Genomic DNA, 20,436 nt, shown 5'->3' with positions numbered 1-20,436 from the left:
CCTGTCCCAATCCGTCCCGGCCGCCGGGTCAGGCGGGGCTCGGGGTCAGCGTGATCACCGTCTCGGTGGCCGCGTCCACGGCCGCGCGGCCGTAGAGCATCGGCACATAGTCCTGGCGCCCCCAGACCGGGGCCAGATCGGCGTAGTGCGGGCTTGCCGGGTCCCCCGACTGGCCCGGCACGTTGATGAAGACCGAACGGTCCCAGTCCCCCACATCCACGACCATGCGGAACGAGGCGCCGTGGGTGAGCCGGAACGTGTCGGTCCGGTACTCCGCGTGCATGACCGATGCCGCGGCTCCGCCCACGGGCAGCGGACCGATATCCCAGCGGGAATCGGGCCTCAGGGCGGTCAGCGGATGCGCGAACAGCGCGTGGTGCAGGCGGCCCCAGGACCAACCCGCCGGATCGGCGCCCATCCGCTCCCGGCAGGTGCGGTAGGCGGCGGCGAGGGCGTCGGTGAGCAGCGCCGCGCACGCCGCCGGGTCGAGACCGGTCTCCAGCCGCTCGATCAGGCTCTGCGTATCGCCGGGCGGCAGCAGGCGCCGCGTCCCGGCATCGGGCACCAGCGCCGCGAGCAGGGCCGGGCGCAGGTGCCGGACCCAGACCACCTCGATCAGGGCCGCGCCCGCGGAGCCGTGGTGCAGCGCGCCGTCGAACGACGCCAGCACGGCCTGGGCCGCGGCGACATCGGGATCGCCCGCCGCCGGCAGGGCCCGCACCAGATCGGCCAGCCGCCGGGCCGGCTCGGAGACGACATCCCCCTGGAGCGCCTGCGAGTCGGCGAGGCTGTGCCGGTCCGGCCCGCCGAGCACCGCCCGGATACGGCCGGCGCGCCAGGGCTCGGCCCATTCGAACCCGACCTTCCGATCCTCCGCGGGATAATCCGGCGGCAGGTTCATCTCGTTGGCGGTGGCGAGCCAGCCCGAGGCCGGATCGACGCTCCGGGGCAGGGCGCCGGGATCGTGGAAGCCGGCCCAATCGTAGCGGCCGTCGCCCGGCACCGGCAGCAATCCGTCATGGCCGGGGCGGACCGGCGCCTTGCCGGCCATGAACCACGCGATGTGCCCCGCGGTGTCGGCGTAGAGCTGGTTCACCGAGGGCGCCGACCAATGGCGCAGGGCCTCGCCGAAGGCCTCGGGCGTCGTGGCGCCGAGATAGGCGAGGCTGCCGAGATAGGCGGCAGCGCCGGGCTCCGACCAGACGGTCCGCAGCGCGAAGGCGCGGCCCTGGTCCTCGCGAAGCACCGGCCCGTGCCGGGTGAAGCCGAGGATGACGGTCTCGTCCGGTCCGCCGCGCACCGGGATCCGCTCCGTGATGCGCATGATCGGCGCCCAACCGTCGCCGGAGCGGTAGCGATCGGGATCGGCCGGGTCGGTCTCGCAGACGAAGAGATCCTCCTGGTCCATCGGCGCGATGGTGAGGCTGAAGGCGGCATGGCCGTTATGGCCGATGGAGATGCCGGGCAGGGCCGGCTCGCCGGCCCCGATCACGTCGAGCCCCGGGGCGGTCAGGTGCACGGCGTAGCGCAGCGAGGGCTGCAGGTAGACCCGGTGCGGATCGCTCGCCAGGATCGGCCGTCCGGTGGCGGTGCGGGACGGCGCCACCGCCCAGTTGTTCGAGCCCTCGGCCGGCTCCTTCGGCACGCTGCGGGGGCCGCGCGTGACGGCTCCGTGCGCGTCGACCTTGGACCAGTCCCAGGCCTCCGCGCGGGTCGCCGCCATCCGGTCCGGGCTGAACCCCACCGTCGCCGTGGCCAGTCGGAAGTCGTCGAGGAGATCGTCCGGCCAGTCGACGGCGTCGAAACCGTCCGGGACGATGGGTTCGTGGGGCGGGCTGATCCGCTTGCGCAGGTCGTCCGCGTCGAGCCCGTCCGACCGGCTCTCCGCACGGGCGAGCACCCGTGCGCGGGCGACCTCGGACAGGACGTTGCGGATCAGCCCATGGCTGCGGATGCGCACCACGTCCTCCGGCTGCCACAGGGCCGGGCGCGTGTCCGTCACGGCGAATTCCGGCGGGCGCAGCTCGGGACGCGCCTCGGTCAGGGCCACGTAGGCGTTGATCCCCGCCACGAACGCCGTGACGATGGCCCGCGTGTCCTGCGGCCCGTAGGCCGCCCACTCGGCCGCCATGTCGCCGCGGTAGAGGAACAGCCGGGCCGCGCGATCCTGGGCGAGGTAGCCGGGCCCGAAATCCGCCGCCAGCAGGCCGAGGCCGCGCTTGCGCCAGAGGTCGAGCTGCCAGAGCCGGTCCCGGGCCGCGTTGAACCCCTGCGCCCGGAAGGCGTCGAGCGCCGTGCCGGCGCGGATATGCGCCAGCCCCCAGCGGTCGAGGCGGATCTCCACCGGCGCGTCGAGGCCGGGGAGGGGATAGGTCGCGCCGCTCACAGAGCCACTTCGATGAGGTGCGGACCTGCATTGGCCAGCGCGTGCTCGAACGCCGCGATGAAGTCGGGCAGGGTCTCGACCCGCCGCCCCGCGACCCCGAATCCTCGGGCGAGGCTCACCCAATCCACCGCCGGATCGTCGAGGCTCAGCATGCCGAGCGCCTTCGGGCCGGGATTGAGCGCGCCGACATTGGCGAGTTCCGCCCGCAGGATCGCGTAGGAGCGGTTCGACCAGACGAGCGTCACCACGTCGAGGCGCTCGCGGGCCTGGGTCCAGAGCGCCTGCACCGTGTAGAGACCGCTGCCATCCGCCTGCAGGTTGATGACCTTGCGGTCGGGGCAGGCCACGGCGGCGCCGGTCGCCATCGGGATGCCGAGGCCGATCGACCCGCCGCTGAGCTGGAGCCAGGTATGGGGCGCGGCATCCCGGGTCAGGGCGAAGAAGTTGCGCCCCGTCGTGATCGACTCGTCGCAGATCACCGCGCCCTCGGGGATCAGCGCGCCGAGCACCTGCCCGATCGTGTCCTGGTCCAGCGGACCTGAGGTCGGGAGCTTCGGCCGCGGGCCGACGGCGACCGGTTCGGCGGGCGGGGCCGCGACGGCCTCGGCGAGCCGCTCGAGGGCGTCGATCTGGTCCTCCTCGGGCGTCGCCAGCGTGATCGTGGTGCTGCCCTCCGGCGCCAGCAGGCTCGGCTTGCCCGGGTAGGCGAAGAAGCCCACCGGCGGGGTCGCGCCGATCAGGATGATGTGGCGGAAGTCCTTCAGGGCCGCGATGCCCTGGTCGATCGGGTAGGGCAGGCGCTCGATCGGCACGGTGCCGGCGCCGCGGTCGATCCGGGCATTCGACGTCATGGCCATCAGCTGCGCGCCGGTCTTGCGGGCGATCCGGTCGGCGATCACCCGGCCCTCGTTCCGGACTGCCCGGTCGCCGAGATGCAGGAGCACCGGCTCGCCGCTCCGGAGCGCCTCCACGGCCGCCGCGATCGCGTCGTCGCTCGCCCGCGCACGCTCGGGGATCGGCGGCACGGGCGCGGGTCCGGTGCCGGGATCCCAGGCGGTGTTGGCCGGCAGGATCAGCGTCGCGACCTGACCCGGGGCGGTACGGGCGGCCGCGATGGCGGCGGCGCCGTCGGAGCCGATCTCGGTCGCGCTCATCCCGGTCCGCACCCAGGACGACATCGGATGGGCCAGCCCCTCGATGTCGGAGGTGAGCGGGGCGTTATATTCCCGATGGTAGGTCGCGTGCTCGCCGACGATGTTGACGACGGGGGTGCGTGCCTTCTTGGCGTTGTGGAGGTTGGCCAATCCGTTGGCGAGGCCCGGCCCGAGATGGAGCAGGGTCGAGGCCGGCTTGTCGGCCATGCGGGCGTAGCCGTCGGCGGCACCCGTCGCCCCGCCCTCGAACAGGAACAGGACGCAGCGCATCCCCTCGACCCGATCGAGGGCGGCGACGAAATGCATCTCGGACGTGCCGGGATTGGTGAAGCACACCTCGACCCCGCCCTCGACAAGGGTCCGGACCAAGCTCTCGGCCCCGTTGATGGCGCGCGGCGTCTCGTCGGTCACGGGTATCTCCCTCGCGGTGCCGCCGAGTTGGCCGGCGAATCGCATTTTTTATTATCGTGACGCGGCTGACGCCACGCGCAAGAGGCGAAGTCCGGCATCTTCTGTTCGCCGAACGCAGGACCTAAACTTGAGCGTGGCGCGGGAATTGCGCTTGGCGCGCCGCAACTACGACGATTGGGATCCGGATGACATTTCGCCGCCTGATTGCCGCCGCCCTGGCGGGTTCCGTGGCCCTGACGGGATCGGCCAGCGCCGAGAGCGTCCTGCGCATCGCCATGACGGCGAGCGACATCCCTACCACGACGGGCATGCCCAACAACGGCTTCGAGGGGATGCGCTTCCTCGGCTACCCGATCTTCGAGGGGCTGGTGCAGTGGGATCTCAAGAGCACCACCAAGCTCGCCGGGCTCATCCCGGCTTTGGCCGAGCGCTGGGAGCAGGATCCGAACGACAAGGCGGTCTGGACCTTCCACCTGCGCCAGGGCGTGAAGTTCCATGACGGGACGCCGTTCAACGCCGACGCGGTGATCTGGAATCTCGACCGCTACTTCAAGAACGACAGCCCGCAATTCGAGGCCCAGGGCGCCGGCATCACACGGGCGCGGGCGCCGCTCGTCGGGAGCTACAGGAAGATCGACGATTCGACCGTGCAGATCACCACCACGCAGGTCGCCTCGTACTTCCCCTACATGGTGGTCTACGTGCTCTTCACCTCGCCCACCTCCTTCGAGAAGGCGGGGCGCGACTGGAGCAAGGTCGCGGCGCTGCCGGCAGCCGGCACGGGCCCGTTCAGGATCACCCGCGTGGCCCCGCGGGAGGCGGTCGATCTCGCCAAGTTCGACGGCTACTGGGACCCGGACCGGATGGCCAAGGTCGACAAGGTCCGGCTGCTGCCGATCCCGGAGGCGAATGCCCGGGTCGCGGCCCTGCGGGCCGGCCAGGTCGACTGGATCGAGGTACCGGCGCCCGACGCGATCCCGTCGCTGAAACAGGCGGGCTTCACGATCACCACGGGCTCTTACCCGCATGTCTGGCCCTACCTCTTCAACATCGGCGCCAAGGACAGCCCGCTGAAGGATGTGCGCGTCCGGCAGGGCCTGAACTACTGCATCGACCGGGCGGGCATCGTCGAACTCCTCAACGGGACCGCCGAGCCGGCGACGGGGTGGCTGAACGACAAGGACCCGAATTTCGGCAACCCGAAGAACCGCTACACCTTCGACGCCGCCAAAGGGAAGGCGCTGCTGGCCGAGGCCGGCTTCACCGACAAGAAGCCGCTCAGCCTCAAGGTGATGATCTCCTCCTCCGGCTCGGGCCAGATGCTGCCGATGCCGATGAACGAGTACCTGCAGGAGAACCTGAAGCAGGCCTGCAACGTCGATCTGACCTTCAACGTCGTCGAATGGCAGGTTCTGCTGAACGCCGCCCGGGCGCTCCCCGACGCGCCGAACCTTCAGGGGGCGATGGCGCTCAATGTCTCCTCGCCCTCGTCGGATCCCGCCGTCATGGCCCGCTACTTCGCGGGCGACCGGTTCCCGCCCAACGGCTTCAACTTCCCCAACTGGAAGGATGACCCGTTCGACGCGGCCCTGAAGGCGCTTGCCGAGACCACCGACGCCAAGGTGATCGACGCGCAGACCAAGACCGCCCACGAGCGCCTGGTGGACAACCCGCCCTGGCTGTTCGTCGTCCACGACCTCAATCCCCGCGGGATGTCCAAGAAGATCCACGGTTTCGTCTCGCCGCAATCCTGGTTCGTCGATCTCACCCTCGTCAGCGTGCAGTAGAACCCATGTCCGACATCGATCCCGTACACGCCTCCGCGGCCGAACTCGCCCGGGCGATCCAGGGGCGGACGCTCTCGCCGGTCGAGGCCGTCGATGCCCTTCTCGGGCGGATCGACCGACTGGAGCCCAAGCTCCAGGCCTTCACGGAGGTCTTCGCCGCCGATGCCCGACTCGCCGCCGAGGGCGCCGACCGGGCGATCCGGTCGGGCCATGCCGTGGGGCCGCTCCATGGCGTCCCCGTCGTGCTCAAGGACCTGATCGACCTGGAGGGCCGGATCACCATGGGCGGCTCGGCCGCCCACCGGGCCCGGCGGGCGGAGCGCACCGCGACGATCGCCAAGCGCCTCATCGGCCAGGGCATGATCGTGCTCGGCAAGACCCACACGGTGGAGTTCGCCTATGGCGGCTGGGGCACGAACCAGCATCTCGGCACACCGTGGAATCCCTGGGACACCGAGACGCCGCGCACCCCCGGCGGCTCGAGCAGCGGCACCGGCGTTTCGGTGGCGGCCCGGATGGCCCCCTGGGGCATCGGCACCGACACCGGCGGATCGGTGCGCCTGCCAGCCGCCTTCTGCGGGCTGACGGGGCTCAAGGTGACGGTCGGGCGCGTCTCGACCTGGGGGATCGTGCCGCTGTCTATGACCCTCGATACGCCCGGACCGCTGGCCCGCACCGTGGAGGATGCCGCGCTTCTCTACGAGGCGATCTCCGGCCCCGATCCCCGCGATCCGACCACCCGCGGGATCCAGCCGGAGGCCCCCTGGTCCACGCTCAACCGCGGCGTCCGCGGTCTGCGCCTCGGCCGGATGCCGGCCTCGGAACGGGACGGGGTCGCCCCCGACATGCTGGCCGCCTACGACGCGGCCCTGGACCTCCTGGCCGGGCAGGGGGCGGAGATCGTGGATGTCGATCTGCCGTTCCGGTTCAGCGACTGCATGGCGCTGACCGAGATCACCAACGCGGAGGCCTACTTCGTCAATGGGAGCCTGGCGGAGGATCCGTCCGCGCAACTCGGCGACGCCGTGCGGGGGCGGATCCTGGCCGGCGCGACGGTCTCGGCCCAGGCGTACCTCGGCACGCTTCACCGGCGGGCCGCGATGAAAGAGCAATACGCTGCCGCCCTCGAGGGGATCGACGCCCTGCTGACGCCGACCACCGAGAGCGCAGCCGTGGCCCTCGCCGCCGTCGACGAGGCGCACCTGCCGTCGCGCTTCACCCGCTTCGGCAACCTGCTCGACCTCTGTGCCCTGGCTCTGCCGAACGGCTTCACCGGCTCCGGCCTGCCGCTCTCGCTGCAGATCGTCTGCCGAGGATACGAAGAGGCAACGGCTCTGCGGATCGGACAGGCCTATCAGCGGGCGACCGACTGGCACCTGCGCCGGCCGCCGATGTGAGGGGCGTTCGGTCGCGTCCCGCCGGCTCCATCACCGGCTCACGGGACGGCGCGGCGAAAGGAACACGTCCGCCGCGCCGCCCTGCACCGGGCATCAGCGGGCGAAGAGAGTCCAGATCCAGACGACGAGCGCCCAGAACGCCTTCAGGTTCCAGATCAGCGCTCTGAACCAGACCGACAGAAAGCTGAGAAAGACGACGGCACAGAGGAACGCGCTCATCCAGGCGGAATCCTCGGTGACGAGACCGAGCCGCCAGATGGCCCAGGAGAAAGCGAGTCCGAGGAGGCAAAGACCGAAGGCGATGACCACCGGGTGCGCCAGCCCCCGGTGCGCGGCGCTTGCGCCGTCTTGAGACGAAGCGTCCATGCGCGCGGCCCGTCGCGGAGATCACCAGGAGCCTACGCGGCCACGGTTTACGATCGCCTTAGCGCCGAAGACCAATCAGCCGGACCGGCATGCCGCCGAGCCGCCGGCTCAGACAGCCGGTGCCTGGCCCGAGACCACGACGCCGAGGGTATCGAGCAGCGACGACCGGGCCCGGCTCACCCGGCTCTTGACGGTCCCGACCTGACAGCCGAGCTTCAGGGCGGCCTCCTCGTAGGTGTGACCCTCCGCTCCCACCAGCAGCAGCGCCTGCCGCTGCGCCGAGGGCAGGTCGCCGAGACGTTCCCAGACGACCTTGAGGGTGCTGGCATCCTCTTGGTCCGAGGGGCTGCTCATCTGACCCGCATGCGTCCCGTCCACATCCTCCACCTCCCGCCGCGTCTTGCGCAGGTCCGTGTAGAACTGGTTGCGCAGGATGGTGAACAGCCAAGCGGTGAAGTTCGTGCCCGGCCGGAACTTCTGCTGGTTCGCCCAGGCCTTCACGAAGGTCTCCTGCACCAGATCGTCGGCGCGGCTCACATCGCCGACGAGCGACAGCGCGAAGGTGCGCAGAGCCGGCAAGGCCTTGATGATGTCGCCGCGGAAGTCGAAGGGCACCGTGTCGCCATGCGCCTTGATCGCTACCTCGAACCGGGTAACCAAGGCGGCGAGCTGCGCCGGCAGCGGCTCCTGCTCGACGACCCGGAAATACTCGCGGATCGGCAGGACGAGGTGCTGGCCGATGGCTGCGGCGTAGCTGTCATCCCGGGCACGTACGACGGCGTCGGGCAGGTCCGCAGCAGCATCAGTCATGAATCTTTCCGCCTCCAACACCGATTTACTGGAATCGCTCTAACGTCGGTAGCGGTAAAATTCTGAACCGATGCCAAACGCTCCCGAACGTGACAGGGAATTTAGGCAGAGCGCCCGGCAAGACGGACGGATCGGATCCGCGCAGCCGGACTGGCGCCGCCCCCTCGGGGGATGCACACTGCGCGCAGCCAGGAGAGCGGGATGAGCCACGATCACGCCGATCATGAGCATGATCACCACGATCATCAGCACGATCATCACCATGGCAGCGCCTTGTCGCCGGTGGAGGCCCGGGTGCGCGCCCTCGAATCCCTGCTCACCGAGAAAGGCTATGTCGACCCGGCGGCCCTCGATGCCCTGGTCGAACTCTACGAGACCAAGGTCGGCCCACATGCGGGCGCCCGGGTCGTGGCACGGGCCTGGACCGATCCCGCATACCGGGCGCGGCTCCTGGCCGACGCCACGCCGGCCATCGCCGAACTGGGGATCGGCGGCCGCGGCGGCGAACACATGGTGGTGGTCGAGAACACGCCGGAGACGCACAACCTCGTCGTCTGCACCCTGTGCTCCTGCTACCCGTGGCCGGTGCTCGGCCTGCCCCCGGTCTGGTACAAGGCGCCGCCCTATCGGGCCCGGGCGGTGATCGACCCGCGCGGCGTTCTCGCCGAGTTCGGGGTGACGCTGCCGGAAACCACCCGCATCACCGTCTGGGACTCGACGGCCGAGACCCGCTACATGGTCCTGCCCATGCGGCCTGCCGAGACGGAGGGCTTTTCCGAGGAGTCGCTGGCCGCCCTCGTGACCCGCGATTCCATGATCGGCACGGGCCTGCCCAAGGGCATACCGGCCTCGCCCGTGGAGATGCCGGTATGAACGGCGCCCAGGATCTCGGCGGCTGCCACGGCTTCGGGCCGGTGACGCCGGAGCCGGACGAGCCGGTCTTCCACGCCCCTTGGGAGCGCCGCGTCTTCGCGATGGCGATGGCCATGGGCTACACGGGTGCGTGGAACCTCGACGGCAGCCGCGCCAATCGGGAATCCTTGCCGCCCGCGGAGTACCTTGCGGCGAGCTACTACGAGATCTGGCTGAAGGCCCTGGAGAAGCAGGTCACCGCCACCGGATTGGCGACGCAGGCGGAGATCGAGGCCGGCAAGTCCGCGGCCCCGGCCGAGCCTGTCGCGCGCGTCCTGCACCGCGAGGGACTGGAAGAGCGCTTCCGGGCCGGCTTCCCGAGCAGCCGCACCGCCGCTGCCGCGGCCCGTTTCGCGGTGGGCGACGCGATCCGGGCGCGCAATGATCACCCAACCGGCCATACGCGGCTGCCGCGCTACGTCCGGGGCAGGCACGGCCGGATCGTGCGCGTCGACGGTGTCTTCGTCTTCCCCGACACCAACGCCTACGGGGCGGGCGAGAACCCGACATGGCTCTACACGGTGGCCTTCACCGCGCAGGAGTTGTGGGGCGAGAGCGGCGATCCGGGCGGCATCGTCACGGTGGCGGCCTTCGAACCCTATCTGGAGCCCGCGTGACCGATCCGTCGCCGAACGCCTTCGCGGCGCCCTGGGAGGCGCAGGTCTTCGCCCTGGTGGTCGCCCTGCGGGAAGCCGGAGTGTTCACGTGGTCGGAATGGGCCGCGCGCCTCGGGCGGGAGATCCGCCCGGCGGGCGCGCCGGAGCAGGCGGCCGATTACGGCGCGTGGCTCGCGACGCTGGAGGCGCTCCTGGCCGAGCGCGGCGTGGCCGGACCCGAGACCGTCGCGGCGCGGACCGCGGCCTTCCTGCGGGCCGCGGAGGCCACGCCCCACGGCCAGCCGATCCGCCTGGAGAACGATCCGCTCTACCGGCCCTGAGGCCGGAGCCCGTCGAGCGGCACCGGAGCCGCGTGAGACCGGCCGCTCATCAGCTGGTCGAGCAAGGCCAGGACCTCGGGCCGCCCGCAATTGCGTGCGGGCTCGAACGGCGTCCAGGTCTGGACGAAGTCGAGTCGCTCGAACACGTCGCGGTAGCGGCGCAGTTCGCTCGGCGTGAGCGGTACCCCGCGGACGAAGGCCTTGTGGGCCGAGATCGTGGTGGCGCGGCGAAAATCGTCTGGGTCGAGTTCGAATTTCAGCGCATCGCCGCAGAAGCAGATCTTCCGCGACCGGTCGTACAGGACCGCGTGGCCATCGAAATGGCCGGCGGTCCGGTGCAGTTCCAAGCCGGGCAGGGGCTCGAGGAAATCGTCGTAGGGCCAGCTCACCTGGAGCGCGGCGCTCCAGGTGAAGTCGGCCGCCGGCAGGCACAGCTCCGGGTCGAACCGGTCCTGGAGCTGCGGCAGCGCCCCGTAGGAATGCGGGTGCGAGGCCGAGAGGGCCGCCATGCCGCCGAGCCGGGCGATCTGGTCGAGGGCGGCCTCGCTGAAGACCGGGCAGCCCTCGAAGCCCATATTCCCGTGCTCGGTCTGGATCAGGTAGGCGGAGGGCCCGATGCCGGAGACCGGCTCGTTCCAGAAGCGCCAGACGCCCGGCTCCAGCTCCTGCCAGTGACAGGGGAACGCCTCCTGCGCCTCGCGGGCGGTGCGGAAGCGCCAGCCATCCTGCGGCACCACGTGGCGGGCGTCGAGGCACATCGGGCAGGCGGCCGGCGTCTCGAAGTGCCGCTGCCAGAAGCCGCAATTGTCGCAGGTATAGGCGGGCAGCTTCAGGGCGCCCGCGAAGGGCAGGTAGCCGGGCATCGTGGTGGACCTTCCTCGAGGCGGATCGTGTAACAGGCGGCGCGCTCGGACGCAGCCGTCAGGTCCTCTGAGGCAGCCGGCGCGCCGATCGGGCGGCATGGACGGTGCCGGCGAGCCCGACCAGCGCCAGCCCGGCGAGGCCGGCGACCAGGAGATCGCGGGTGCGGCTCGTGGCGAACTCGGTCCGGCTCGCCTTGGTCCTGTCGGAGAATCGGCCGTCGATCCCGACGGAACCGGGCACGGGCTCGTAGAGGTTGCCCGCCATGGCGGGAATGGTCTCGTCGGAGAGCTGCGCCGACCACATGGATGCAGCCTTGCGGTCGGCGAGCGCCGGCGCCAGCGCCTGCGCTGCGGCCATCATCATCGACGAGCGCCCGACCCAGACCTCCCGGCGCGGATGCTCGACCGCGTACAGGATCGCCTCGGCGCAGAGCCGCGGGTCGAAGACCGGATCCGGCGCGAATTGGCGGTGCCCGGTGCGGTTGCGCGCCCAGTTGAACTGGGGCGTGTTGACCGCCGGCAGGTAGATCACGCTGAGGCTGACATTGACCCTGTCGTGCAGCAGTTCGCAGCGCAGGGCGTCGGTGAAGCCCGACACCGCGAACTTCGCCGCGCAATAGGGCGCCTGCAGCGGCGCCGCCCGGATCGCCAGACCGGACGAGACCTGGATGATCGCGCCGCGATCGCGCCGCTTCATGAAGCGCAGGGCGGCGAGCGTCCCGTAGACCTGGCTGAGATAGGTGGTCTCGGTGACCCGCCGGTATTCGTCCGGCGTGATCCGATCAGCCGGGCTCACCACGGTCGACATGGCGTTATTGACCCAGGCGCGGATCGGGCCGAGTTCGCGCTCCACCCGTTCCGCGGCCCCGTCCACGGCCTGCGAATCGGCCACGTCGGCCCCGATCGCCAGGACCGGCTGGCCGTAGGCGGCCAGCGCCCGCTCCACCGCGGCGAGACGACCCGGATCCCGTGCGATCACCGCCACCGACCAGCCGCGCGCAGCGAATTCATGGGCCGTGGCGAGCCCGATCCCGGCCGTGCCCCCAGTGACGACCGCAACCCGTGCCATACCCACCTCACCGTCGACAGATCGAACCGGCAACACGGATCGGCGCCCTCGGTTGCGTCGTCGGACCGGGCCGCATCGTCACGGGGCGGCCGAATTCCGTTCCGGCGACGCAACGTCCGACGGCCACAGCTGTTGACTGCCTGTACCGCGTCATGCCGAACCATCGAGGGTCGCAGCCATGCGCACCGGACGACGCTTCTCCCTGCCGATCGATCCCTGGCCGCAGGCCTCTCTGGCCGAGCGGACCGCCGTCGGGATGGTGCTGACGTTCCTGCTGCTGCTGCCGGCCTGTGCGGCCGGGGCCGCGCTCTTCGTGATCACGACGCTCGCGGCCCACATGTACTGGTCCTACGACCTCGGCGCCTCGCTGCACGCCCTCATCGCCCGGCACGTCGGGCGGAAGGAGCGCCTGGCCCCGAAGACCTGACGCGGCCTGCCGGCCGATCCGCCACGGGCGGTGCCGGTTCACACGGTCCGACACCGCGACGGCCGTGATCCCTGTGCGTTCGCATCGGTCCGATTTGACCTGACCGTCTCTCGTAGGCCAGTCAGGGTCGGAACCGAGAGAATGCCATGTTCCGTACCCTGATGACTGCGCGGCGGTTCGCGCCGCTGTTCTGGTGCCAGTTCTTCTCGGCGTTCAACGACAATTTTCTCAAGAACGCGCTGGCCTTCCTGATCCTGTTCGGCATCGGCGGCCAGGCGGATGCCCATGCCGGCGTCCTGGTGACCCTGGCGAGCGCCGTCTTCATCGGGCCGTTTTTCATCCTGTCAGGGCTCGGCGGCCAATGGGCCGACCGGTACGACAAGGCCCTGATGGCCCGGCGGCTCAAGTTCGCCGAGATCTTCGCGGCCGGCGCCGCCGTGCTCGGCTTCCTGCTGCATTCCGTGCCGATCCTGTTCGTCGCGCTCGGCCTGTTCGGAACGATCGCGGCCCTGTTCGGCCCGATCAAGTACGGGATCCTTCCGGACCATCTCCGGCGCGAGGAGCTGCCCGCCGGCAACGCCCTGGTGGAGGCGGCGACCTTCCTGGCGATTCTGCTGGGGACGATCGCGGCGGGCGCGGCCTCGGCGATGGGCGGGTCCGGAATCGTGTTCGGCGCCCTGGTGATGGGCTTCGCCGTCCTGTGCTGGCTCTCGGCCCGGATGATCCCGGCGACCGGGGAGGGGGCACCGGACCTGCGCGTCGACCCGAACGTCGCCCGCTCCACCTACGCGCTGCTGCGCGACCTCTGGGCCGACACGCGCCTGTGGCGCGGCTCGCTCACCGTGAGCTGGTTCTGGCTCGTCGGCGTGGTGGTGCTGTCGCTGCTGCCCGTCCTGGTCCGCGGCGCCTTCAACGGCACCGAGACGGTGATCACGCTGCTCCTGGCGCTCTTCTCCATCGGCATCGCATTGGGCTCCGGCCTCGCCTCGTGGCTCGCCAGCGGCCGGATCGTGCTGCTGCCGACGCCGGTGGGCGCGGTTCTGATGGGGCTGTTCGGCCTCGATCTCGCCTGGACGGTCGGCCATCTCCCGGCGCCCCCCGCGGAGCCGATCGGGCCCCTCGCGTTCCTGCAGACCGGCCACGGCCTGCGCGCCGGGATCGACTTCCTCGGACTCGCGGTCTCGGGCGGCCTCTACATCGTCCCGTCCTTCGCGGCCGTGCAGGCCTGGGCCGAGAAGGCGATGCGGGCGCGAATCATCGGCGCGGTCAACGTCATGACGGCGGCCTTCATGGTGGCCGGCACCCTGGCGCTCGCGGGTCTGCAGGGCGCGGGCCTGTCGATCGCGAGCCTTCTCGCCGTGGTGGCGGTGCTGAACGTCCTCGTCGGCGCGATCGTGTTCGCGACCCTACCGACCAGCCCGTTCCGCGACGCCCTGTCGATCCTGTTCCGGGCCTTCTATCGCCTGGAAGTCCGGGGCTTCGACAACCTCGCGGCGGCCGGGCCGAACGCCATCGTGGCGCTCAACCACGTCTCGTTTCTCGACGCGCCGCTGGCCCTGTCGCTCCTCGAGCAGGAGCCGGTCTTCGCCATCGACAGCGGAATCGCGCAGCGCTGGTGGGTGCGGCCGTTCCTGCGCGTCACCAAGGCGATGCCCCTGGACCCGACCCGGCCGCTGGCCACCCGGACGCTGATCAATGCGGTCAAGGGCGGCGAGACCCTGATCATCTTCCCCGAGGGTCGGCTCACCGTCACCGGCAGCCTGATGAAGGTCTATGACGGCGCCGGGCTCATCGCCGACAAGTCCGACGCGATGGTGGTGCCCGTGAAGATCGACGGGCTGGAGCGCACCGCCTTCTCGCGCCTCTCCCGCCGGCAGGTCAGCCGCCGCTGGTGGCCCAAAGTCGTCGTGACGGTGATGCCGCCGGTGCGCCTGACGGTGGACCCGGCCCTCAAGGGCAAGGCGCGGCGGCAGGCGGCCGGTGCGGCCCTCTACGGCATCATGTCGGACCTCGTCTTCCGCACCACCGACATCGACCGCGGATTGATGGCGGCTTTGATCGAAGCGGGCGAGCTTCACGGCTGGCGCCGCAACGCCCTGGAGGACCCGGTCGGCGGAAAGCTCAGTTACGGCCGGCTCGTGATGGGCGCCAACATCCTCGGCCGCAAGCTGATGCCCCTCGCGCCCCTCGGCGGGCGGATCGGCGTCATGCTGCCGAACGCCAACGGCGCCGCCGTGACGCTGTTCGCGCTGGCTTCCGCGGGCCGGGTCCCGGCGATGATCAATTTCTCGGCCGGCCCCGCCAACGTCCTCTCCGCCTGCCGGGCGGCCGAGGTGAGCCGGATCCTCACCTCCCGGGCCTTCATCGAGAAGGGGCGGCTCGGACCGCTCGTGGAGGCGATCCGCGACTCGGTGGAGCTCGTCTACCTGGAGGACGTGCGGGCCGGCATCACCACCGGGGACAAGATCCGGGGCTTTCTCGCGCCCCGGCGCCCCCTCGTGGCCCGCCGCGGCGAGGATCCGGGGGCGGTGCTGTTCACCTCGGGCAGCGAGGGCACGCCGAAGGGTGTGGTGCTCGCCAACCGCTGCATGCTCGCCAACGTGGCGCAGGTGGCGGCCCGGATCGATTTCGGGCCGATGGACAAGGTGTTCAACGTCCTGCCCGTGTTCCACGCCTTCGGCCTGACGGCCGGGCTGATCCTGCCCTTGGTCTCGGGCGTGCCGGTCTACCTCTACCCGTCGCCGCTGCACTACCGGATCGTCCCGGAGCTGATCTACGGCTCGAACAGCACCGTTCTGTTCGGGACCGACACGTTCCTCACGGGCTATGCCCGGGCCGCCCATTCCTACGACCTGCGCTCGCTGCGCTACGTCGTCGCCGGCGCCGAGGCCGTGAAGGAGACGACCCGGAGGACCTATGCGGAGAAGTTCGGGCTGCGCATCCTGGAGGGCTACGGCGTCACCGAATGCGGACCGGTCGTGGCGCTCAACACGCCGATGTTCAACCGCTTCGGCACGGTCGGGCGGATCCTGCCCGGTATCGAGACCCGCCTGGACCCGGTGCCGGGGATCGACGAGGGCGGCCGCCTGTCGCTACGCGGCCCCAACATCATGCTGGGCTATCTGCGCGCCGAGAAGCCGGGCGTCCTGGAGCCGCCTCCGGGGGGCTGGCACGACACCGGTGACATCGTGGCGATCGACCCGATGGGCTTCGTGACGATCAAGGGCCGGGCGAAGCGCTTCGCCAAGGTCGCGGGGGAGATGGTCTCGCTCGCCGGCGTCGAGGCGTTGGCCGCCGAACTCTGGCCCGATCGTCCGAGCGCCGTGGCGGCGCTGCCGGACCCGCGCAAGGGCGAGCGGCTGGTCCTGTTCACGCAGGAGACGGGCGCGACCCGGGCGGCCTATCAGAGCTTCGCCAAGAGCCGTGGCGCCTCGGACGTGGCGATCCCGGCCGAGGTCGTGGTGCTGGAGGCGATCCCGATGCTCGGCACCGGCAAGATCGACCAAGTGGCCGTCACCAAGCTGGCCCTGGAGCGCGCGAAAGAGACGGCGGCCGCCTGACCGGAGGCCCTCACGCCCCGCGTCACCCAAACGGGGGATGCGGGGTGCCCCGGGATCCGATGGTATCGCGCATACAGCCGCGATTCGAGACGCTCGGCGCGTACGGGTTGCGTGTCTGAGGGGGACGCGGGTCGGTTCGACGAGGGGCAGATCATGCAGAAGGGCAGGCCTATTCCCGCTTGGCTGGCGAGGCGGACCTATTTCAAGCGGATCGGGCGCTGGACGAAGCCCGGCAAGGTGGCGCCGCCGCCCTCCGGGCCGGTGGCGGCCCCGATGCCCTCCAACGTCGTGCCCTTCCCGGTCCGGATGAACCGCCCGGATCGCCCCGTCCTCGAGGACCTGCGCGTGGTCGGCACGGCGTAGGGTCGGGCCTCGCCCGGACCGGACGGTCGCGCGCGGTCGGCGCCCGGGATCGCCGGAGGACTTGTCGGCCGCGCCGGAACGGTAAATCCTGCGCCGTCGGAGCCGGAACCGGGGGGATGCGTGCCGCACGACGGGTCCGATCCGAGCAGGCCGGCGCCCCCGCGGGCGCGGCGCATCGGTTCGCGGCTGGCTTTCGGAGCCGCCGCGCTCGGTCTGAGCCTCCTTGTGGCCGGCGTCGGCGCGCTCTGGCGTTTCGCCGACGCGCTTCCCCCCCTCGACCTCAGCCCCGCAGAGGCGCGCTCGACGGTGGTGCTGGACCGGGCCGGCACGCTGCTGCGCCCTTTCGCGACGGCGGACGGGCGCTGGCGCCTGCCGGTCACCGCGGAGACGGTCGATCCACGCTATCGGGCCATGCTGCTCGCTTTCGAAGATCGCCGGTTCGCCGATCATCCCGGCATCGATCCGGCCGCGGTGTTGCGCGCCGCCCTCCAGTGGCTTGTCCGGGGCCACATCGTGTCGGGTGCCTCGACCCTGTCGATGCAGGTGGCCCGCCTGGTCGAGCCGCGGCGGGAGCGCTCCCTCGCGGCCAAGCTCCGCCAGATGGTGCGCGCGGTCGCGCTGGAGCGACGTCTCGGGAAGTCCGGGCTCCTCGATCTCTATCTGGCGCTGGCCCCCTATGGCGGTCCGCTGGAGGGCGTCCGGGCGGCGAGCATCGCGTATTTCGGGCGGGAGCCGGTGCGGCTGACCGCGGCGCAGGCGGCTCTCCTCGTCGCCCTGCCGCAATCGCCCGAGACCCGCCGACCGGACCGGTTCGCGGAGCGCGCCCGCGCCGCCCGCGATCGGGTCCTGGCCGTCGCGCAGGCCCGCGGCATCCTCACCGCGGCCGAGGCCGAGGCCGCCCGGGCCGAGCCGGTGCCGACGGCGCGCCGGCCGTTCCCGATGCTCGCGGCGCATGCCGCCGAGGAGGCGGTCGCGGCCGACCCGGAGGCTGCAACGATCCGCCTTGCCATCGACGGCCGCCTGCAGGCGAGACTGGAAGCGCTGGCGGCCGAGCGCGCAGCCGCCGCCGGGCCGGACCTCTCGGCCGCGATCCTCGTCCTCGACAATCGTGACGGGCGGGTGCTCGCCCAGGTGGGCAGCGCCGGCTACCTCGACCCGTCCCGGCGCGGCGCCATCGATATGACCCTGGCGGTGCGCTCCCCCGGCTCGGCGCTGAAGCCGTTCGTCTACGCCATGGCCTTCGCGGACGGCCTCGCACATCCCGAGACGCTGCTGGAAGACCGGCCCGCCCGCTTCTCGGCAAGCTACGCCCCGGAGAATTTCGACCTGACCTTCCAGGGCACGGTGACGGCCCGCCGGGCCCTGCAGCTCTCGCTCAACGTGCCGGCGGTCGAATTGATGGACGCGGTGGGGCCCGCCCGCTTCATCGCCCGGCTGCGCGCCGCCGGGGCCGGGATCCAGCTCCCCCGAGAGGCCGCGCCGGGGTTGCCGGTCGCACTGGGCGGGCTCGGAATCACGCTCACCGATCTCGCCCGTCTCTATGCCGGCCTCGCCCGCGGCGGCGCCGTTCCAGACCTGCTGCGCCGCGCCGACGGGGTCGCGGCCGAAGCCCGGCACCGCGTCGCGGAGCCCGTGGCCGCCTGGTACGTCGCCGACATCCTGCGCGGGACACCACCGCCGGAGAACGCCCTGCCCAATCGCATCGCCTACAAGACCGGCACCTCCTACGGGTACCGCGACGCCTGGGCGGCGGGCTTCGACCGTCACGTCACGGTCGTCGTCTGGGCCGGTCGGCCGGACGGCGCCGCGGTGCCGGGGCTCGTGGGCCGGACGGTCGCGGCGCCGCTCCTGTTCGACGCCTTCGCGCGCCTCGGGATCGAGCCCGAGCCGGTCCCGCAGCCGCGGGATGCGCTGGTCGTGGGGACGGGGCGCCTGCCGCCGCCGCTGCAGCACCTGCGCCGCGAGGCGGCCGAGACGGCGGGCCCGGCGCTGCGGATCGCGTATCCGCCGGACGGGGCGCGGATCGATCTCGGCCTCGGCGCGGACGCCCACGGCGCGGCGGATGGCGGTCCGGGCCTCGCCTTGAAGGCCCTGGGCGGGGTGCCACCGCTCACCTGGCTGGTCGATGGTCAGCCGGTCATTCAGACGCCGCGACGGCGGGCAGAATGGGTGCCGGGGGGCGCAGGCTTCGCCCGGATCTCGGTCCTGGATGCGACCGGCGCCAGCGACAGCGTGTCTGTCCGGCTCGAATAGGCTTACGCAATCCTGGCTGCCGGCGCAGCACCGGGCGCCGCAGTGGAATCCGGATGCGTCTGGATCAGCGGCCGATCCCGAACCCGCGCGGTGTGTCGGCGGCGCCGCGCTGCCCGCAGGCCTCCAGCGCGGCGGCGATCCGCGTCGCGCTGGCCGCGGACCCGTGCGACAGGCTGAGGACGGTGCCGAGGATCCCGGCGCTCACGAGGACGCCGAGGGCTGCCACACCGAGCAGCACGTAGCTCATCAATCTGTTGCGGCGCAGGTCGCCCGTCAGCGCCCGGATCAGATCCTGGTTGTCTTCGGCCAGACGATTCCGCGCCGCCACCAGCTCGTTGTACATGTTGGTGATGGCGTTGGTGGACATGTACACGAGCAGCAGGTGGACGACGAAGTCGTCGTCCGTCGTGGTGTTGAGGGCGGCCGCGATCCGCACGGCGAGCTGGCGCTCCCAGGGCTGCAGATCGCGGCCATGGACCGACCGGTAGAACCGCTCGAGGTTGGTCACGGCCGAAGGGCATCCCGCCACGCCGTGTGGAAGTTGCGCCGCAGGCGGCGGCCCTCGACCCGAAGGCGCATCGGCGCGCTGTTCGCCAGGGCCTGCCAGGTCATGTGCTGGACCCGCAGGGCCTCGATCAGCCGCTCGCCGATCCGCTCCACCTCGATGACGCGGAAGTTCGACTGCTTGCGCAGGGAGCGCACGAGATCGGACGATTCGAGATAATCGAAATTCGTCGCCTGGGCGGTGTTCTTGGCCAGGATCGCCCGATCGCACTCGATCAGCATGGGCCGGAGTTCCCTGAGGACCTCCAGGGCGGTGGGATCGACCGCGCCGGCCGCGACGACCACAGCGAGGCGGATATTCGCCTCCCGGCAGCTCTCCACGATGATCTCGGCACAGCGGCGCGTCGTCTCGGTATCGCCGGCCGGGAAGTCGACCACGATGAAGCGTTCGGGGGTCTCGATGACCCGTTCGATCAGGTCTTGGCACAGGGTCGGGTCGACGCGCCCCGTGCTGTCTTCGGCACGCAGGCGCTGCCGGAAGCCGGTGATTCCGGACCTGCGCGCCACGAAATTGTCGCTGCCGGGATTGGTCTCCTGCATGAGCGCGGTGTGGAAATGCCGGTTGGCCGGATCGGTGTCGATCGCCAGCACCGGACCCGCCTCCGCACAGAGATCGGCCACCTGAAGGGCGATGGTGGTCTTGCCGACGCCGCCCTTGCCGCCGAGGCAGAGGACGAGAACCTTCGCGGCAGAGCCCAGAAGATCGCGCTGGATGTCCTGGATCTCGTCCGGGCTGTACCAGGCCGGAACTTTACTCTGGGACGTGTCGGTCATGCGCTGTCTCCTTGCTGATTCATGCAGGACGGCCTCGGCACGCGCGGCACCGGGCCTGCGGGCATTCGGGGGTCACGGGACCAGCCCGCACGGGCGCTCCGGGGACGCGGTGCGGGCTCCCGACGGCGCGATCGCGCAAAGGGCTCTCGGGCCTTCGTGAGGGAAGGATCCGATCATGCCGGTGCCGACGGGGCGGAGAGACCCACCGGTGACGCTGGCCTGGGCCGAGCGCGGTCGCGTGCGCCGTCCCTTCGCGTCCCCCCGGCGATAGGCGTCTCGGATTGGCGTCCGTCGCCACGGTAGGCACTCCGTTCCTGGATCTCTTTCTTCGACGGTTGGACCCGGAAGCTTTCGCTTCGCCGCAGCCGAGTTCTGGAAAGATCTGGCGCGCCACAGGAAACGA

At 71.1% G+C, this 20,436-nt stretch carries 17 protein-coding genes; 9 read left to right on the top strand and 8 right to left on the bottom strand.

Annotated features, from left to right (window positions below; all coding sequences use genetic code 11):
* Positions 1-28 precede the first annotated feature (28 nt).
* Together BM396_RS11800 and BM396_RS11795 are read right to left on the bottom strand one after the other, a co-directional pair.
* The gene (locus BM396_RS11800) at positions 29-2,386 is read right to left on the bottom strand and encodes a penicillin acylase family protein (protein WP_043388819.1); all 2,358 of its coding nucleotides are present in this window, start codon (positions 2,384-2,386) and stop codon (positions 29-31) included.
* The gene (locus tag BM396_RS11795) at positions 2,383-3,927 is read right to left on the bottom strand and encodes an acetolactate synthase large subunit (RefSeq protein ID WP_043388912.1); all 1,545 of its coding nucleotides are present in this window, start codon (positions 3,925-3,927) and stop codon (positions 2,383-2,385) included. Before BM396_RS11795 ends, BM396_RS11800 begins: the two co-directional genes overlap by 4 nt.
* Before the next feature lie 209 nt (positions 3,928-4,136).
* On the opposite strand from BM396_RS11795, the gene BM396_RS11790 reads away from it, so the two are divergent.
* Positions 4,137-5,738, top strand: a complete 1,602-nt coding sequence (locus BM396_RS11790) for an ABC transporter substrate-binding protein (protein WP_051976351.1) — start codon at positions 4,137-4,139, stop codon at positions 5,736-5,738.
* A gap of 5 nt (positions 5,739-5,743) precedes the next feature.
* Entirely contained in the window at positions 5,744-7,135 is a 1,392-nt protein-coding gene (locus BM396_RS11785; protein WP_043388823.1) for an amidase, read from the top strand.
* A gap of 93 nt (positions 7,136-7,228) precedes the next feature.
* Here the strand turns inward: BM396_RS11785 and BM396_RS11780 are convergent, their stop codons facing one another.
* Positions 7,229-7,501 carry a hypothetical protein gene (locus tag BM396_RS11780; RefSeq protein ID WP_043388826.1) on the bottom strand — a complete coding sequence of 91 codons (273 nt, stop codon included), beginning with the start codon at positions 7,499-7,501 and terminating at the stop codon, positions 7,229-7,231.
* 108 nt (positions 7,502-7,609) lie between these two features.
* A complete protein-coding gene (locus BM396_RS11775) occupies positions 7,610-8,311 on the bottom strand; it encodes a sigma-70 family RNA polymerase sigma factor (protein ID WP_043358038.1) in 702 nt (233 codons plus the stop codon).
* Between the two features lie 201 nt (positions 8,312-8,512).
* Here BM396_RS11775 and nthA point away from each other — a divergent pair, with 201 nt between their 5' ends.
* Genes nthA through BM396_RS11760 form a run of 3 tightly spaced genes read left to right on the top strand, consistent with a single transcriptional unit; the run spans position 8,513 to position 10,160 of the window.
* Complete coding sequence (nthA, locus tag BM396_RS11770) at positions 8,513-9,184, top strand: nitrile hydratase subunit alpha (protein ID WP_043388828.1); 672 nt, start codon at positions 8,513-8,515, stop codon at positions 9,182-9,184.
* A complete protein-coding gene (gene nthB, locus BM396_RS11765; protein WP_043388831.1) occupies positions 9,181-9,840 on the top strand; it encodes a nitrile hydratase subunit beta in 660 nt (219 codons plus the stop codon). Before nthA ends, nthB begins: the two co-directional genes overlap by 4 nt.
* Positions 9,837-10,160, top strand: coding sequence for a nitrile hydratase accessory protein (locus BM396_RS11760; RefSeq protein ID WP_043388833.1), 324 nt, complete (start codon positions 9,837-9,839; stop codon positions 10,158-10,160). The genes nthB and BM396_RS11760 overlap by 4 nt, the downstream gene beginning before the upstream one ends.
* On the opposite strand, the gene BM396_RS11755 is transcribed toward BM396_RS11760, so the two are convergent.
* Both BM396_RS11755 and BM396_RS11750 read right to left on the bottom strand, forming a co-directional pair.
* Positions 10,148-11,023, bottom strand: a complete 876-nt coding sequence (locus BM396_RS11755; protein WP_043388835.1) for an MBL fold metallo-hydrolase — start codon at positions 11,021-11,023, stop codon at positions 10,148-10,150. The genes BM396_RS11760 and BM396_RS11755 overlap by 13 nt on opposite strands.
* Before the next feature lie 58 nt (positions 11,024-11,081).
* Positions 11,082-12,092 carry an SDR family oxidoreductase gene (locus BM396_RS11750; RefSeq protein WP_043388837.1) on the bottom strand — a complete coding sequence of 337 codons (1,011 nt, stop codon included), beginning with the start codon at positions 12,090-12,092 and terminating at the stop codon, positions 11,082-11,084.
* A 178-nt stretch (positions 12,093-12,270) separates the two neighbouring features.
* Here BM396_RS11750 and BM396_RS11745 point away from each other — a divergent pair, with 178 nt between their 5' ends.
* The 4 genes from BM396_RS11745 to pbpC all read left to right on the top strand — a co-directional run bounded on the left by BM396_RS11745 (position 12,271) and on the right by pbpC (position 18,695).
* A complete protein-coding gene (locus tag BM396_RS11745) occupies positions 12,271-12,519 on the top strand; it encodes a hypothetical protein (RefSeq protein ID WP_043354976.1) in 249 nt (82 codons plus the stop codon).
* A 146-nt stretch (positions 12,520-12,665) separates the two neighbouring features.
* On the top strand, positions 12,666-16,079 hold the full coding sequence (locus BM396_RS11740) for an acyl-[ACP]--phospholipid O-acyltransferase (RefSeq protein ID WP_043388838.1): 3,414 nt from the start codon (positions 12,666-12,668) through the stop codon (positions 16,077-16,079).
* A 111-nt stretch (positions 16,080-16,190) separates the two neighbouring features.
* Positions 16,191-16,442 (top strand): hypothetical protein, encoded by a 252-nt coding sequence (locus BM396_RS11735; protein WP_244538862.1) that lies wholly within the window; start codon positions 16,191-16,193, stop codon positions 16,440-16,442.
* A gap of 225 nt (positions 16,443-16,667) precedes the next feature.
* Positions 16,668-18,695, top strand: coding sequence for a penicillin-binding protein 1C (gene pbpC / locus BM396_RS11730; protein WP_244538861.1), 2,028 nt, complete (start codon positions 16,668-16,670; stop codon positions 18,693-18,695).
* A gap of 64 nt (positions 18,696-18,759) precedes the next feature.
* On the opposite strand, the gene BM396_RS11725 is transcribed toward pbpC, so the two are convergent.
* Positions 18,760-19,203, bottom strand: a complete 444-nt coding sequence (locus BM396_RS11725) for a hypothetical protein (RefSeq protein WP_043388845.1) — start codon at positions 19,201-19,203, stop codon at positions 18,760-18,762.
* Positions 19,200-20,033: a nucleotide-binding protein gene (locus tag BM396_RS11720; protein ID WP_043354968.1), complete on the bottom strand. Its 834-nt coding sequence runs from the start codon at positions 20,031-20,033 to the stop codon at positions 19,200-19,202. The genes BM396_RS11725 and BM396_RS11720 overlap by 4 nt, the downstream gene beginning before the upstream one ends.
* Positions 20,034-20,436 lie beyond the last annotated feature (403 nt).

Source organism: Methylobacterium sp. UNCCL125, from assembly GCF_900116795.1.
Taxonomy (GTDB): Bacteria; Pseudomonadota; Alphaproteobacteria; order Rhizobiales; family Beijerinckiaceae; genus Methylobacterium; species Methylobacterium fujisawaense.
Note: the sequence above shows the minus strand (reverse complement) of the source record. Positions and strands in the feature narration are given on the sequence as shown.

Excerpts from the sequence above, each read along its gene's own strand:
- BM396_RS11755 (WP_043388835.1), bottom strand. The coding sequence starts at position 11,023 with ATGCCCGGCTACCTGCCCTTCGCGGGCGCCCTGAAGCTGCCCGCCTAT.
- BM396_RS11780 (WP_043388826.1), bottom strand. The coding sequence starts at position 7,501 with ATGGACGCTTCGTCTCAAGACGGCGCAAGCGCCGCGCACCGGGGGCTG.
- BM396_RS11775 (WP_043358038.1), bottom strand. The coding sequence starts at position 8,311 with ATGACTGATGCTGCTGCGGACCTGCCCGACGCCGTCGTACGTGCCCGG.
- nthA (WP_043388828.1), top strand. The coding sequence starts at position 8,513 with ATGAGCCACGATCACGCCGATCATGAGCATGATCACCACGATCATCAG.
- BM396_RS11785 (WP_043388823.1), top strand. The coding sequence starts at position 5,744 with ATGTCCGACATCGATCCCGTACACGCCTCCGCGGCCGAACTCGCCCGG.
- BM396_RS11720 (WP_043354968.1), bottom strand. The coding sequence starts at position 20,033 with ATGACCGACACGTCCCAGAGTAAAGTTCCGGCCTGGTACAGCCCGGAC.
- BM396_RS11745 (WP_043354976.1), top strand. The coding sequence starts at position 12,271 with ATGCGCACCGGACGACGCTTCTCCCTGCCGATCGATCCCTGGCCGCAG.
- BM396_RS11740 (WP_043388838.1), top strand. The coding sequence starts at position 12,666 with ATGTTCCGTACCCTGATGACTGCGCGGCGGTTCGCGCCGCTGTTCTGG.
- BM396_RS11750 (WP_043388837.1), bottom strand. The coding sequence starts at position 12,092 with ATGGCACGGGTTGCGGTCGTCACTGGGGGCACGGCCGGGATCGGGCTC.
- BM396_RS11790 (WP_051976351.1), top strand. The coding sequence starts at position 4,137 with ATGACATTTCGCCGCCTGATTGCCGCCGCCCTGGCGGGTTCCGTGGCC.
- nthB (WP_043388831.1), top strand. The coding sequence starts at position 9,181 with ATGAACGGCGCCCAGGATCTCGGCGGCTGCCACGGCTTCGGGCCGGTG.